The organism is Solimonas sp. SE-A11 (assembly GCF_030345715.1).
Lineage (GTDB): Bacteria > Pseudomonadota > Gammaproteobacteria > Nevskiales > Nevskiaceae > Solimonas_A.
This window is the reverse complement of sequence record NZ_JAUASX010000022.1, coordinates 1-14,916: the sequence shown is the minus strand read 5'-3', so window position 1 is coordinate 14,916 and position 14,916 is coordinate 1. Positions and strand designations below refer to the sequence as shown.

At 65.7% G+C, this 14,916-nt stretch carries 13 protein-coding genes and 1 pseudogene; 11 read left to right on the top strand and 3 right to left on the bottom strand.

Features of this window, described 5'->3' with window-relative positions:
* The first annotated feature begins 48 nt into the window (after positions 1-48).
* The 9 genes from cpaB to QT386_RS19705 all read left to right on the top strand — a co-directional run bounded on the left by cpaB (position 49) and on the right by QT386_RS19705 (position 10,902).
* Positions 49-954 (top strand): Flp pilus assembly protein CpaB, encoded by a 906-nt coding sequence (gene cpaB / locus QT386_RS19745; RefSeq protein WP_289275474.1) that lies wholly within the window; start codon positions 49-51, stop codon positions 952-954.
* A gap of 12 nt (positions 955-966) precedes the next feature.
* Positions 967-2,298 (top strand): type II and III secretion system protein family protein, encoded by a 1,332-nt coding sequence (locus QT386_RS19740; protein ID WP_289275473.1) that lies wholly within the window; start codon positions 967-969, stop codon positions 2,296-2,298.
* Between the two features lie 106 nt (positions 2,299-2,404).
* Positions 2,405-3,598 carry a hypothetical protein gene (locus tag QT386_RS19735; RefSeq protein ID WP_289275472.1) on the top strand — a complete coding sequence of 398 codons (1,194 nt, stop codon included), beginning with the start codon at positions 2,405-2,407 and terminating at the stop codon, positions 3,596-3,598.
* An 88-nt stretch (positions 3,599-3,686) separates the two neighbouring features.
* Entirely contained in the window at positions 3,687-4,907 is a 1,221-nt protein-coding gene (locus QT386_RS19730; protein ID WP_289275471.1) for a CpaF family protein, read from the top strand.
* Positions 4,904-5,845, top strand: coding sequence for a type II secretion system F family protein (locus tag QT386_RS19725; RefSeq protein ID WP_289275470.1), 942 nt, complete (start codon positions 4,904-4,906; stop codon positions 5,843-5,845). The genes QT386_RS19730 and QT386_RS19725 overlap by 4 nt, the downstream gene beginning before the upstream one ends.
* Entirely contained in the window at positions 5,842-6,777 is a 936-nt protein-coding gene (locus QT386_RS19720) for a type II secretion system F family protein (protein ID WP_289275469.1), read from the top strand. The genes QT386_RS19725 and QT386_RS19720 overlap by 4 nt, the downstream gene beginning before the upstream one ends.
* 7 nt (positions 6,778-6,784) lie before the next feature.
* Positions 6,785-7,525: a tetratricopeptide repeat protein gene (locus tag QT386_RS19715; protein ID WP_289275468.1), complete on the top strand. Its 741-nt coding sequence runs from the start codon at positions 6,785-6,787 to the stop codon at positions 7,523-7,525.
* Complete coding sequence (locus QT386_RS19710; RefSeq protein ID WP_289275467.1) at positions 7,522-7,806, top strand: DUF3613 domain-containing protein; 285 nt, start codon at positions 7,522-7,524, stop codon at positions 7,804-7,806. Before QT386_RS19715 ends, QT386_RS19710 begins: the two co-directional genes overlap by 4 nt.
* A 42-nt stretch (positions 7,807-7,848) precedes the next feature.
* Entirely contained in the window at positions 7,849-10,902 is a 3,054-nt protein-coding gene (locus QT386_RS19705; protein ID WP_289275466.1) for a PAS domain S-box protein, read from the top strand.
* A gap of 7 nt (positions 10,903-10,909) precedes the next feature.
* Here the strand turns inward: QT386_RS19705 and QT386_RS19700 are convergent, their stop codons facing one another.
* The gene (locus QT386_RS19700) at positions 10,910-11,350 is read right to left on the bottom strand and encodes a universal stress protein (RefSeq protein ID WP_289275465.1); all 441 of its coding nucleotides are present in this window, start codon (positions 11,348-11,350) and stop codon (positions 10,910-10,912) included.
* Positions 11,351-12,202: 852 nt separating this feature from the next.
* Between QT386_RS19700 and QT386_RS19695 the strand changes: the two genes are divergently transcribed.
* Together QT386_RS19695 and QT386_RS19690 are read left to right on the top strand one after the other, a co-directional pair.
* Positions 12,203-12,517, top strand: coding sequence for a hypothetical protein (locus tag QT386_RS19695; protein WP_289275464.1), 315 nt, complete (start codon positions 12,203-12,205; stop codon positions 12,515-12,517).
* Positions 12,518-12,728: 211 nt separating this feature from the next.
* The gene (locus tag QT386_RS19690; protein WP_289275463.1) at positions 12,729-12,866 is read left to right on the top strand and encodes a hypothetical protein; all 138 of its coding nucleotides are present in this window, start codon (positions 12,729-12,731) and stop codon (positions 12,864-12,866) included.
* A 508-nt stretch (positions 12,867-13,374) separates the two neighbouring features.
* Here QT386_RS19690 and QT386_RS19685 read toward each other — a convergent pair.
* Together QT386_RS19685 and QT386_RS19680 are read right to left on the bottom strand one after the other, a co-directional pair.
* Positions 13,375-13,776: a hypothetical protein gene (locus QT386_RS19685; protein WP_289275462.1), complete on the bottom strand. Its 402-nt coding sequence runs from the start codon at positions 13,774-13,776 to the stop codon at positions 13,375-13,377.
* Between the two features lie 762 nt (positions 13,777-14,538).
* Positions 14,539-14,799 (bottom strand): annotated as a pseudogene (locus QT386_RS19680) (transposase); the annotation flags it as partial.
* Between the last annotated feature and the right edge of the window lie 117 nt (positions 14,800-14,916).

The window sequence follows — 14,916 nt, the reverse complement described above, 5'->3', positions numbered from 1 at the left end:
CCGATGTAAGCTGCAGTTGTTTCCATGTCGTTCATCGTAGGGGGGCTCATGAGCAGCACTACGCTCAAGATCGTTGCGGTCGTCGCTGTTCTTCTGGCGGTCATACTCGCCGCCGCGGGTTACCAATACAGCCGCAGCTTCGCCGAGAAGGCCGAGCAGGCGGAGAAGGCGGAACAGGATCGCCAGCAAGCGGCCGACGAGGCCAAGGCCAAGCAGACGCTCGTGGTGGTCGCCACCAAGCCGCTGCTGGCCTACGAGCCGATCCAGCGCGACGCCATCGCCCTGGTCCCGGTCTCGGTGGCGCCGGTCAAGCCGTTCTCCACGCTCGATGACGTGGTGGGCAAGACGCCGCTGGTCGACATCGACACCGGTGCGCCGGTCACGCAGCGCTACTTCACCGAGGGCAGCATCCTGGCCCGTTCGATCCCCGAGGGCCACAAGGCCGTGTCGGTGGAGATTTCCGACGTGATCGCGGTGGGTGGCTTCGTGCAGCCCGGCGACATGGTCGATGTACTGCTGTACCTGGGCGGCGGCGGCAACATCGACCAGCCGCAGAGCCGCGTGCTGCTGCAGAACGTGCGCGTGCTGGCCTACCAGGACCTGATCATCGACCGCCCCGAGGGGGGCGAGGCGCAGGACGGCGAAAAGCAGCAGGAGAAGCAGCGCCGCGACGGCCGTCGCACCGCGGTGCTCGCCGTGCCCAACAAGGACGTGACCAAGCTGCTGCTCGGCGACAGCGCCGGCGACCTGAGGCTGGCGCTGCACGGCCTGGCCAAGGAGCAGGCGGAAACCGCCGAGCTGCCCGCGGCCGACCCCAAGCCCGAGGACGTGCCCACCTGGGCGCTGGGCCAGCTGGCCAAGCCAGGTACCACCATGCGCCGGCAGGACCAGCCCAAGGGGCCGGAGGTCCAGGTGATTCGCGGCTCCAACACGCAGACTGTGATCGTGCAATAAGGGACCGGACCGATGAAGACTTACAAGAAGATGGTCATGGCGCTGTTCTCCACCCTGCTGCTGGCGCTGCCGCTGCAGGCTCCGGCGCAGGGCAACGCGACCTGGATCACCGTTGAACTGGGACTGCACAAGATCATCCGCGACACCCAGGCGGTCAGCCGCGTGGCGACCGGCGATCCGGCCATCGCCGATGTCACCGTCGGTGGCCTGCACGACGTGCTGGTCAACGGCAAGAAGATCGGCGTAACCAGCCTGACGGTGTGGAATCGCGGCGCGAAGTACCCGCGCGAGTTCCGCGTGCAGGTGGTGCCGCCCCGGCAGCCGACCTCGGCCGCGGTCCAGAGCGACCCGGACCTGGCTCAGGCGCAGGTCAACCCTGGCCAGGGCGTCACCGGCCGGCTGCCCAACCTGACGGCCCATCGCCGCGCCAAGCTGGCGGCGTCCGTGCCCAAGGATGGCGAGATCACCGACGGCAGCGACGTGGCCCTGGAAACGCAGGTGCAGACCCAGGTCAAGATCGCTGAGATCAGCCGTTCCACCGCGCAGCGCTTCGGCTTCAACGCGATCTATACCGGCGGCAAGACCCGCGCGGTGTTCGGCAACCCCGGCTCCAGCCCGACGCTGAACCAGACCGAGACCTCGGTGCTGAATCCCTTCAACGAGGCCTTCAACCTGGTCATCGACAGCGCCAGTTCGAAGCTGCTGGGCGCCCTGAGCATGCTCGAGGGCAAGGGCCTGGCCCGCACCCTGGCGGAGCCGACCCTGGTGGCGATGTCCGGCCAGACCGCCACCTACCTGGTCGGCGGCGAGTTCCCGATCCCGGTGGTGCAGGGCGGCGGCAGCAGCGGTGGCGGCAGCAGCAGCATCACCATCGAGTACAAGGAATTCGGCGTCCGCCTGGCGCTGACGCCGACGGTCCTGGCGCGCAACCGTATCGCCCTGAAGGTGGCGCCGGAAGTCAGCGACCTGGATTTCAACGCCGGCGTGACCAGCGGCGGCGTGACGGTGCCGGCGCTGCTGGTGCGTCGCACGGAGACCATGATCGAGCTGGGCGACGGCGAGAGTTTTGTCATCTCAGGCCTGATCAGCAGCAACCTGCGCCGCAATGTCGACAAGGTGCCCTGGCTGGGACAGCTGCCGATCCTGGGTGCCTTCTTCCGCGCGACCGAGATGACCCGCGAGGAAAAGGAACTGGTCATGGTGGTGACGCCGCGGCTGGTGCGGCCGCTGGCACGCGAAGTGCAGCTGCCGCCGCTGCCGGGCTCGAAGTATGACGGCTACCAGCCGCGCTCCGGGCAGCTGTTCTTCGAGGACGCGAGCACGGAAACGGGATTCAGCCGCTAGGCCCCAGGGTCGAGTCGGTGGATGGTGTGACCGCAGGCCGTCCTGACGGCCGGGCCTGCGGGCTTTGCACTAGAATCAAGGAGTTATCAGTGGGCGGATGTCTTTGATGAAAACCCAGGCTGTGGTCGTTGCCGATGATCCGGTGTATGTGAGCTGGCTGCAGAATGCGGCCGGCCAGAGCACCGATTTCTCCCTGTTGCGTCCGCTGGACGCCGACGACCTGATCGAGCGCATCCAGATGCTGGGGCGCGTCGACATCGTGTTCTTCCAGTTCGACGCGGCCAACGTGGAGACCCGCGTCGCCATGGTGGAGCGCCTGATGGACCGCATGCCGGAAGTGCCGGCCGCGGGCCTGGGTGCCGCCGAGAACAGCCCCGACATCGTGCTGGCCGCCATGCGTGCCGGCGCCCGCGACTTCTTCGTGCTGCGCCGTGACGAGGCCAACGTCGCCGCGCTGATGGCCAAGCTGCTGCGCCGGACCACCACGGTGGCCAAGACCCAGCAGAAGCAGGGCAAGCTGTTCTCGGTGCTGTCCTCCAATTCCCTGCCGGAGACGGCTTTTGTCGCCGGCCACCTTGCGCTGGCCCTGGCCAAGCAGATTCCAGCCAACGAGCGGGTGCTGCTGGTCGACGTGGCGATGCCCGCCGGCGCCGGCACCATCTTCCTCAACATCAACCAGTCGTACAGCGTCCTGGACGCGATCAACGACGTCTACCGCGCCGACCAGACGCTGGTGGAGACGGCCTTCTCGCGCCATGCCAGCGGCATCTACGTGCTGAGCCTGCCGGAGGACCTGGTGGGCCGGCCGCAGATCAACATCGACGAGTTCAGCAAGCTGCTGCAGGTGATGCGCGGCCTGTTCGGCTGCGTGGTGGTGGCGCTGGACGGCCTGCAGCCCCTGGACGGGCTGCGCGCCGTGGTGTCGCAGTCCGACCGCACGCTGCTGCTGTCGAACCAGTCCATCATCATGTCGCGCCACAACAAGTACCTGCTGCGCGCGCTGCGCCTGGAGGACACGCCGCTGGATCGCACCGCGCTGGTGGTGGATCAGTACCAGAAGCGCCTGGGCTTGGAGCCCGAGAATCTCGCCGAGCTGCTGGATATCCCGCTGGCCGGCACGCTGGCCAGCAGCGGCAACGCCCGCATCCAGGCGATGAATGCCGGCGAGCCCCTGTTCACGGTGGCGCCGAAGGATGCCTTCTGCGAAGACGTGCGCCTGCTGGCACAGGCCCTGCTCAGCGGCGGCGCCGCGGCAGCGCCCGTCCGTGCCGGCGGGCTGCTCGGCAAGCTGTTCAGCTAGCGCGGCGCTCCGGTGACGGCATGACGCTCCTGCACTTGACACTCATCGCCGCAGACGCTGCCGGCAACGGCTTCGCAGGAGAGGTGGCATGAGCGCCGATCCCGCATTGTTCCGGTTCCGCCTGTCGGACCAGTACCAGCAGGTCAAGAACAACTTCCACCGCCACCTGATCCAGCAGATCGAGGAACGCAACCTCGACTTCGACGACTGGGATGCGCCGCGCATCGAGCGCTTTGTCACCGACGCCCTGAAGCGTTACGTGGTGGAGCAGCGTCTGCCGATCAACCAGCGCGAGTCCGAGGCGCTGGCCAAGGACGCCAAGGACGAGCTGATGGGTTTCGGGCCCATCCAGGGCCTGGTGGACGACGACACCGTCAACGATATCGTGGTCAACGGTCCGGACCGCATCTTCGTGGAGCGCGAGGGGCGGCTGGGCATCGCGCCGGTGCGCTTCTTCAACAATGCGCACGTGGTGCGTGTGATCCAGCGCATCCTGGCGCCGATCGGACGCCGCATCGACGAGTCCAACCCGATGGTGGACGCGCGGCTGCCGGACGGCTCGCGCGTCAACGCCATCATCCCGCCGATCGCGCTGGACGGTCCCTGCATCTCGATCCGCAAGTTCCGCAAGTCCGCGCTGACGGCCGAGGACCTGATCCGCTCGGGCTCGGTCTCGCGCGAGGCGCTGGACTATCTCAGGCAGCGCGTCACCAACCGCACCAACCTGATCGTGGTCGGCGGCACCGGCTCGGGCAAGACCACCTTCCTCAACCTGCTGTCGCAGTGGATCCCGCCGGGCGAGCGCATCCTCACGGTCGAGGACGCCGCCGAGCTGAGGCTGGAGCACGAGCACGTGGTGCGCCTGGAAACGCGCCCCCCGAATCTCGAAGGCGAGCGTGCCGTGACCGCGCGCGACCTGGTACGCAATGCCTTGCGCATGCGCCCCGATCGCATCATCGTCGGCGAAGTCCGCGGCGACGAGGTGCTGGACATGCTGCAGGCCATGAACACCGGCCATGACGGCTCCATGACCACGATCCACGCCAACAGCACCTACGATGCCGTGCACCGACTGGAACTGCTGGCCGGCTTTGCCGGCTACAACGGCTCGGAAGTGGCCTTCCGCGCGCAGGTTGCTTCCGCGATCCAGCTGCTGGTCCATGTCGCGCGCCTGCCCAGCGGACACCGCCGCCTGATGTCGGTGACCGAGGTGGTCGGCGCCAAGGGCCAGGATCTCATTCTCCGCGATGTGTTCCGCTACGACGTAGAAAGCGGCCTGCATCGCGATCTCCGGGGGGCGACACTGTGAATGTCTCCATCGCGATCTTCCTGCTGGCCTTGCTGCTGGTGGCAGGTGCGGTCTGGTTGTTCATCAGCGCCGGCCAGCGCGAGCGCCAGGAAGAGGTGCAGTTGCGCCTGCGCGCCTCCGGCAGCGGCGACGTCGACGACGCCGTTCTGGCGGCGCCGAGCCTGAAGGGCAACAGCCATATCGCCAATCCGGTGCTGCGCTGGGCCTGCCATCTGATCTGGCGCACGGGCGTGGAACTCGATCCATCCACCGTGGGACGCATCCTGCTGGTGATGGTGCTGCTGGTCCCCGCGGCGCTGATCGCCTTCGGCTGGTTCGGCGGCAGCATCCTGGTGGCGGTGCTGCTGCTGTTCGGCTGGCTGTTCCTGACCCGTCGCGCCGCCGCGCGGCGCAACAAGATCGTCGAGCAGTTGCCGGACTTCCTGGAGTCGGCCATCCGCATCCTGTCTGCCGGCAACACGCTGGAAGAAGCCTTCGCCTCGGCCGCCCGCGAGAGCCCGGAGCCGATCCGCCCGCTGTTCATGTCCGTGGGGCGCCAGGTCCGCCTGGGCGCGCCGATCGAGACCGTGCTCTACGAGGCCGGCGAGGTGCACAAGATCGCCGACCTCAAGGTACTGGCGCTGGCGGCCTCGGTGAACCGCAAGTTTGGCGGCAGCCTGCGCAGCATCCTGCGCAGCCTGATCCAGGCGATCCGTACCCGTGACATGGCGGCGCGCGAGCTGCGCGCGCTGACGGCGGAAACCCGCTTCTCGGCGATGGTGCTGTGCGCCCTGCCCATCGTGCTGGTGCTGGTGATCGTGCTGCGCAATCCGGGGTACTACAGCCAGATGTGGGTCGATCCGGGCGGACGCAATATGCTGATCGGCTCCATCGTCATGCAGCTCATCGGTATCGGCGTCATCTTCAAGATGATGCGCTCGGTGGAGGACGGTGCATGAGCCCGCAAGTCTTCGCAGCCCTGGTCGCGGGCGGCATCCTGGTCGCCGTGCTGGCCATCCTGGCGGTGATCTTCGTCACGGTGTTCTCGCGCAACGAGGCCGTGCTGAAGCGGCGTCTCTCGCCCGAGGCGGCGCCGGTGGACGAGCTGGAGCAGAAGGATCGCCCGCTGCTGCAGGCGATGGTGCGCGGCGGCAAGAGCCTCGAGTCCATGGTGGACGAAGAGGGCGAGTCCGCGCGCCTGCTGCTGCAGGCCGGCTGGCGCAGCGCCAGCGCTCGCATCGCCTGGTACTCCTTCCAGACCGTCCTGCCGTTGGTGATGGCCGGCCTGGTCCTGGCGTTCTGGCTACTGGGTCCGGCGGAAAAGAAGCTGATGTACACCGCGCTCGCCGCCTTCGTCGCCGCGGCACTGTCGTTCCTGGTGCCGCGCTGGGTCCTGCGCAGCGCCGCGAGCTCGCGCCAGAACCGCATCAAGCGCGAGGTGCCGCTGTTCATCCACCTGCTGGCCATGCTGTTTGACGCTGGCCTGTCCACGCGCCAGGCTTTCGCCAGCCTGGTGCGCGACAGCCGCGGCGTGCTGCCTGAGCTGGGCCGCGAGTTCGAGATCCTGCTGCGCCAGATCGAGGCGGGCAGCGACCTGTCCGAATCGCTGAAGAACGTCGGCGACCTGCTGGGCGTGTCCGACCTGGTCAGCGTCCTGGGCGTGCTGCGCCAGGTGGACCGCTACGGCGGTGAAATCCGCCAGCCACTGATGGAAGTGCTGTCGGTGCTGGAGGAGCGCCGCACCCTGGATGCGCGCGAGAAGGTCAACCTGATCTCCGGCCGCATGACCGTGGTGATGGTGCTGTTCTTCTTCCCCGCGCTGATGATCTTCGTCGCGGGTCCGGCCTTTTCCTCGATCATCAAGGCGCTGGGCGACGTCAATGCCCGCTGACGTGTCAATGCCCGCCGCAATCGCGCGCCGCGCCCTGGCGGGGCTCTGCCTCGTCGCGCTGGCCGGCTGCGCGTCCGGCTCAGGCCAGTCCGGGCGTGACGTGGGCTTGCGTCCGTCGGGCGGTCAGTCGTCATCCAAGCCTGCGGAGCCCGATTCGCTGGATGAGGAGAAGTCCGGCCGCGCGGTGTACGCCGACGTGATCCGCGCCCTGATCGCCCAGGAGCAGTACTACGCCGCGCTGGCCCATATCCAGCAGCAGCAGCGCGAGGGCGGCAACAACGATGAACTGCGCTTCCTGGAAGCCGAAGCACGGCGCAGCCTGGGGCAGGCCGCAGAGGCCGAGAAGCTCTACCGGCAACTGCTGCGCAGCCGCTATGCCGCGCAGTCCTATCGAGGCCTCGGACTGCTGTACGCGCCGCGCGATCTCAATGCTTCCGTCCAGTACCTGCGCGAAGCCGTCCAGCGGCAGCCGACCAGCGCCGAGATGCGAAACGATCTAGGCTATGCCCTGATGTCCGGCGGCCGTTACCGCGAGGCCCTGACGGAGTTCGCTACGGCGGTGGAGCTCGAGCCTGGGCAGAACAAGGCGCGCAACAACCTGATCGTGCTGTTGATCCTGTCGCGCGACGAGGCCGGCGTGAAGCGCGTGGCCGCGGCCGGCGGTGTCGATGACAAGAGCCTGGCCAGCCTGCGCCGGCAGGCGCAAAACCTTTCCAGCCGCGTGGCGACGAGCCAAGGTGTGAAATGAAGAAACTGCTGATCGTATTGGCCCTGGCCGTTCCGGCGCTGCAGGTGCAGGCCCAGGAACAGGAAGTCCCCGCCGCGGAAGCCGCCCCGGCGGCCACCGTGCCGGCGCATGGCGACGAAAGCCGTGCCTGGCTGGATCTGCAGGCCGGCGGCAATGCCGCCAGCCCCACGCCGGCCTCGCTGCCCGGCGAGGTGGCCGACCGTGTCTACGGGCGCTACCTGAAGAGCTTCGAATACCCGATCCCCGAGCACCTGGACCGCGAGAAATTCGCCAACCAGTAAGCCGGGCTGGCTGACCCGGTCCGCGTGGCCGCCCCGAAGCCGATGAACGCCAGCAACGCCCGGCAGCCCTGGGTCACCGGCTCGCTGCTGGCCGGTGCCGCCGCCGCCGGCCTACTGCTGTTGGCCGGCCTGGCGCAGGAATGGCGCGGTGAGTCACTGCAGCGTGCTCGTGAGCTGCGCGCCGCCGGACCGGTCCTGCAGCAACTCCTGCCCCTGGCAGCCGCCTGGCCGGCTGACCGGGGGCTCGGCAGCCGCATCGACGAGCTGCTCAAGACCCCCGGCTCCGGCTTTGCGCAGATCGCGGTTTCCGACGCTCGCGGCAACCTGCTGTTGCGCCGCGGCGTCTACGACGCCCTGGACCTGCCGTTTCCCGCCGTGCTGCGCCGCCAGATCCGCAGCCTGCTGTATGCCCTGCTGAGCCATGAAGACAGCCAGCGGCTATCCGCGCTCGCCGGAGCCGAGGCCTCCGGCTACATCTTCCGCTTCCGGCTGTTCAGCGGGGCGCATCGCGTTTCCGACCCCGCGGTCGAGGCGCTGCGCCGCGGCGCTCGCCTGCAGATGCTGGCGGGCCTGCTGCTGCTCGCCGGTTTTGGCCACGCACTGCGCCGCTACCTGCGGCCCTCGGTGGACTGGTCCGGCCGGCTGGACATGCACCGGAGCCTGGTGGGCCGTCTGCCGCCCGAACTGGCCTGGCAGGTGACCGAGAACCTTCGCGAGCGTGTCGGCCGTGCCCTGGACGGCCTGCAGTACGCGATCTTCTTGGTGGGGCGCGATGCGCGGATCCGCTATGCCAATGCCGCGGCCGAGCGCCTGACCGGTTGGAGCGCCGCCGAGGCGCAAGGCCGGCCGGCCTACACCGTATTCCACACCCTGGGCGAGAGCGGCATCCCCGAAGTCACTCCGGTGGAGCGCTGCCTGCGCGAGGGCGAGGACCTACCGCCGCAGCCCTGCTCGTTGCGCACCCGCGGCGGTGAGGTTCGCCCGGTGGAGGTGATGGCCTGCCTGCTGCGCGACGCCGACGGCGTGATCGACGGTGCGGCCATGCTGTTCCGCGACCTGACCGTCGCCACCCGCCAGACCGAGGCACTGCGCCGCGAGGCCCGTCTTTCACAGAGTGTGGTGGACCATCTCGATGAAGGCCTGCTGACCACCGATCCGGCCGGCGTGGTGCGCTCCGCCAACGCGCGTGCGCAGCGCATGTTTGGCTACTCGCGCGACGAGATGGCCGGCGTCACCGTCACCAAGCTGATGCCGGTACCGTTCCTCAATACTCCGGGCGTGCGCATCGGCGACTACATCGGTGCACGGCCCGCGGCCCACTTGCCCAAGGTGGTGGGCTGGCGCAAGGACGCCACCACCTTCCCGGTGGAGCTGTGGGTGCAGCCGATGAGCGTGGACGACAGCTCCGGCCTGGTGGTGATCATCCGAGACATCACCGAGCGCCTGCGTGGCGAGAACCTGGCCTCGCGCCTTGGGCGACTGCTCGACAGCGCGATGGAAGAAATCTACATCTTCGACGCGCAGACGCTGTATTTCCTGGAAGTGAACCGCGGTGCGCAGCGCAATCTCGGCTACAGCCTGGAGCAGCTGACCGAGATGAGCCCGCTGCAGATCAGCGAGGACCTGGACGCGGCGATGTTCCAGTCCTATCTCTCGCGCCTGCGCGGTGGCGATACCGGCCATCTCAGCTACCGCTGCCGCCACCGCCGTGCCGACGGCAGCAGCTACCCGGTGGAGGTGCGCCTCAACTTCTCGCGCGAGGAGGAGCCGCCGGTGTTCATGGCGATCGTCGCCGACATCAGCGAGCGCCAGGCGGCGGAGGAGCGGCTGCACCAGCTGGCGCACTTCGATGCGCTCACCGGCCTGCCGAACCGGACCGTGCTGAAGGACCGCCTGGACCAGGCGCTGCTGTCGGCCGCGCGCAATGCCCGAATGGTGGGCGTCTTCTTCATCGACCTGGATCGCTTCAAGCCGATCAACGATCGCCATGGCCATGAGACCGGCGACCGCGTGCTGCGCGCCGCGGCGGAGCGACTCAAGCAGGGGCTGCGCAATGCCGACACGGTGGCACGCCTGGGCGGCGACGAATTCGTGATCGTGGCCCAGGGCCTGCGCACCCGCGAGGACGCCGGCCGCCTGGCGCAGAAGGTCCTCGACAGCTTCCACGCGCCGCTGCTTGTGGACGGCCTGTCGCTGCCGGTCACGCCCAGCATCGGCATCGCGCTGTATCCGCTGGTGGAGACCGACACCGAGGGCCTGCTGCGCTACGCCGACTCGGCGATGTACCAGGCCAAGCAGGCCGGCCGCGCGCGCTACCACCTGTTCGAGGCCGACCTGGCGCCGGAGCGCCGGCGCCGACTGGAACTGCAGCGCGAGGTCCATACCGCCATCGCCCTCAACCAGTTCCGCGCGCGCCTGCAGCCGGTGATTGCGGCACAGGGCGGCGCCGTCACCGGTGCCTTGCTGCGCTACGACTGGCAGCACTCGCGCCACGGCCTGATCGGCGAGGACGAGGCCGGGTTGGCGGCGCAGCAAGCGGGCGTGCGTGCCGACCTGGAACTGTGGTGCATCTACCGCGCCTGCGAACTGCTGGCGGAAGCCGCGCGCCGCGAGCGCGCGATGCCGCCGTTGCTGGTCGAGATCTCCGCCTTCCAGCTGCGTACCGCCGACTTCGGTCTCTATGCCGCCGACCTGATCGACCGCTTCCGCATCGCACCGGCGCAACTCGTGCTGGTGCTGAAGACGTCGGTGGACGAGCCGCTGGCGCTGCACGATGCGGTGCCCGCCCTGGTCCGCCGCGGCCTGCGTTTCGCCCTGCATGCCGACACCATCATCCCCGCTATCCCCGACGGCTCGCCGCCGCTGAGCCTGCTGGTGGCAGGTGCCGGACTGTCGGGCCTGGGGCAGGGCGCGCTGTCGGTGCTGGCGCGGCAGATGGGCCTGGAACTGCTGGTGCGCGACGTGGACTCGGCCGCTCAACTGGCGGCATTGGCCAGCGTTGGTGCCGGCCACTTCTGCGGCGAGGCCCTGCTGCCGGGGCAGCAGATGGACGAGTTTCTGCAGCTGATCCAGCCGCAAGCCCTACAGCCGATCTAGAGCCTGTTCAGGTTTCGTCGGGCAGGCGGATCGCGAGCACGTCGCAGGGTGCGCGCTGCACCACGTGCTCATCGGTATGGCTGAACAGCGTGGCGAGGCCGCGGCGCGGGTGGTGGCCGATCACCACCAGGTCCACCGCACGTTCCTTGGCCAGACGCTTGATCTCCGCCGACGCCGAGCCCTGCTGCACCATCAGCTGCTCACGCGGTACCTCGCAGCGGCTGCAGAGGTCCTCCGCCTGCTGCTGCGCCTGCTCGACGAGCTGGCGGTTGAGGTCGGGGGTAGCGATCATCAGCGCGTCGCCGCTGTCCATGGGAATGAATTCGACCACGTGCAGGACGGTGAGCCGCGCCCCGAACAGGCGCGCCATGTCCTGCGCGCGCCGCAGGACCCGCTCTCCGAGCGGGTCCAGGTCAACCGCGGCGAGGATGTGCTGGTAGCTGGCCATGCAGGTCTCCGGGCGATGGGACACAGGCGCAGTATTGCGCCATCTCCAGGGTTTGGAAACCGTTGATGGGGGTGGAGTTCCGTGTCCTGGGGCGTCAGGCGAATGCCGTAGTACTCAGAGGCATCAAAGGCTTGCCGATATCGGGCAGGCAATCCGGCCATCTCCGGCCCATTACGCGCAGCACGGGCAACTGATGGCCGAGTCATGTGCCGGCGCTAGCGCATGAGTTCGCGGGAGACGAATCGCCAGATATGACTGTCGGCAAACAGCCCGAAGCGGAAGTTGCGGGTTTTCGAATGTCAGCCGCAAACCGGTCACCCCAGACACGGGCCTTGGTCATGCGAATGAATCACCCTCAGGCAACCTGATTCACCCGTCAGGTTCTATTCGATTGCGTATCAAACCCGCTACCAGCGAGCAAAGCGACAATCTGTGCCGTACCTTCATTGAAGCAACGGCGCATCGGAATGCGGCATGATGAAACCGCAATTGCGCGGAAGTGGCAAGGCCGACTGAGGGGAATGGGGCATTGAGATGCAAGCTTAAGTACCCCATGTCTGCGGACGCGTTCCTCGATGCTTTTGCTCCAACGGGGACTTTCGACGACTTAGTTCCAGTACGTAAGAAAATGCGCCTAGGTGAATCCCTTCTTTTCTCTTTCTGTCCGGTTATATGTTCCTGGCTCAGTGCCTATGTGTTTCTGAAATCATATCGGTGGATAAGAGCGGGCTTCTTGGAAGGGGAAAGTTGATGCTCAGCGCAGGTTAAGTCTGGAATTGCAAAAGCAGGTCCGAATCTGAGGGGGTGTTTTTTTCGAGGCGCCAGGGCCTTAGCGTTTAATCCGGGGTGATCATGAAAGCCGAGATTATCTTCTTCCGCTTTTCCATCCTTGCTGCAGCAATTGGTTTCTTAAGCTTCGGGGCATACGGGGCCTATTCTTCTTACCATCATCGGGAATTCAGTAGCGCCCTAGTTCAGTTTGAGGAAAAGCAAAGCCAGCATCTTTCGCCAACTCAAGCGGCGGCCTTGGCGGAGGCACATCGAAGAATGGCTCGCTATTCAAGGTCAGTAGTCAATTCATGGATAGCGGCTTTCGTCTTTCCAGTTCTTGTAATGCTTCTATTTTTTGCAGTTCGTTGGGCTCTCACGGGCAGGTTGCGATTTTGAATGGCTAATCCGTGGCTCGATGGCACATGCGTCGGCGACAATTAATGTCGGTGAATTGATAGAGATTCTCGACGCGTCATGGGGCATCTATGCATGAGGGCGCAAAGACTAGCTAATAGGCGTTGGGCGCCGTCGGAGACGGAGTGCCCGCTCGGTCCTGCATCACTGCGCGTCCGCCAAGGATGCCGAACGCCTCTGGCCTGTCCAGGTCATGAGGCGGCGCAGCCGCAACGTCGCGGCGGTCGCGCTGGCCAACAAGGACGCCCAGACCATCTGGGCGCTGCTGGCGCATGAAGAGCGATACGATGCTTCCCGGCGGCAGGGTTGCGGCGGGCCGTCCTTTGGCTGATGAAGCTGGATCGGTCTAGTAGATATCCAGTGACCGTTCGCCTCGCTCCGCACCAATCCGCAGCCGAGTCGAGGCGCCGATGCAGGTCCGCCAGGATGTTGTCGACGACCACAGACTCGTACACGCAGATGTGCAAACGAGATGAACCGCTCATTGGCGAGTCTGCCGGGCATTGCAACTGTCCTTGGCCCAGATGTGGCATTCTTTTGTCACGTTTTAGCGGGCAACACTAGGGAAGCCATGGACAATTATACGAAGGGAGTACTTGCCGCTATTGCAGTGGGTGTCTGGGTGATAGCACTGCAATTGATGACCACTCACAGACCTCCGCCTACCGTTGGCGATCTCCGTGAGCTTCGCGACATGGCTGACGCTTCGCAACGACAGGAGGCAAGGTCAAGAATCCTCAAGTCGCTACCCCTTGTGCATGTACAAGGTGGCAGCCTCGATGTAATCATCGAGGACTAGGCTGTCGTTGCTTACGACGCGCCCCTGCGCTCACATGAGATCAGTCTTGTTCATATCGGGCTTCGACATTTGCCTCAATCTCCGCCATGCGATCTTCTACCGCAGCGACGCAGCCTGCCGTGTTGCTTTGACTAAGGGTTGGTCGGTGGCAAGCATCTTCCTGCGTCATCCCAAGGGAGGAGGCAGCCTCGTATCCGCGGATGAACTCCACGCAATCGCCAGAGCATTCGTTTCCCTTGTAGTACACCTTGCCAGTGGTCGAACGTGCGATTCCAGACTCGCTAAAGTCGGACTCAATGCGGGCGTTCATGTCCTGACACGAAGGAGTTCGTAAGCACTTCGCCTCCTCCTGCTGACGCCGCCGAGGCTCCAGATATTCTGGTTCTAGGATAATGAAATAGAAGAGCGCCGCTACTATGGCAGGCACAATCCACTTTTCCATACCCCCTCCGAAAGTGCCGCTAGAACTCGCCCCGAGAACTAAGGTTAGATTACCCTGTCAGTGCAGGGCAAACGGGGAGTAGTACGACTGGAAAGGGGGGCGCCTAGTAATTTGTTATGCGGACAGCCCTCGAATGCAGGTGAAAGAAGGCAAATCGATACGCGTGCCCAACGAATAGTCCGTAACAATGCATACGCGGACATCTCTCCGCCTACTTGCTGTCAGGTGCTCGCAACATGACCCACACACTTCGGATTGGCTTTGCACTGGCAATGGCTTGGTGGCTGTTACTTACCGCGCACGTGCTGTTTGAGTTGGCCTTTCCTGCCCGAAGCAACATCTTTCTCCTTAGCTCGTTCCCGGCACATGAAGCTCAAACCGCTGAAGAGTTCATTCGAGGCTGGGAGCGAAAAATGGCCATAGAACGGCTGGCTTTCTCTTACCTCGTCCCGGCCGCTGCGATTGTTGGCTTAGCATGGCTCTCCGCGTGGGTGTCGCGGACATCATATGAGCGACCATAAGTTCGCAGCTAACAAGCGGTTCCAGGTGACGGCCTCGCCGCGCTCGGCCGCGCCTGAACCGCTGCGCTGCCGGTAGCAGTCACTCTCGAAAGGCGGCAGTTGGCAAATTCTGTTGAAAAACTCCGGCGGTGGCGATGGGTAGCCGTCCCCGGGCATCGCCGCTTTTGGCGATCCTGCGGATCAGCCCCTCTTCAGCGTGCTTCGTTGGCCTCCTTTGTGGCCGTTTCTCAGGGTTTTCGCATCAAGCACAGACACCTATCCTGAGAGGCGGACCTTGCGGCATCAGCTTGGCCAGGCGGCGAAGGTTCTGCACCGTCGCGGCTAGGGTGAATTCGTCGTTTGCGCCAGTCAGGCCGCGCAGGCGCAGCCGATCGAGCTTCAGGATTCGCTTGAGGTGCGCAAAGAGCATCTCGACCTTCTTCCGCTCGCGGCGTGATCGTCGATACGCTGACGTCTTCGCAATTTGACGTGCCACGTCGCGGGCCGATTCATGGATGCTGCGACGTTACCCCAAAATTGAGTAGCACCGTGGTTTAGAGTCCGACCCAAGACCCCAGGAGGTCGGACGTGAAGAAGCGGTATTCGGAAGAGCAGATCATCGGATTTCTGAAGGAAGCGG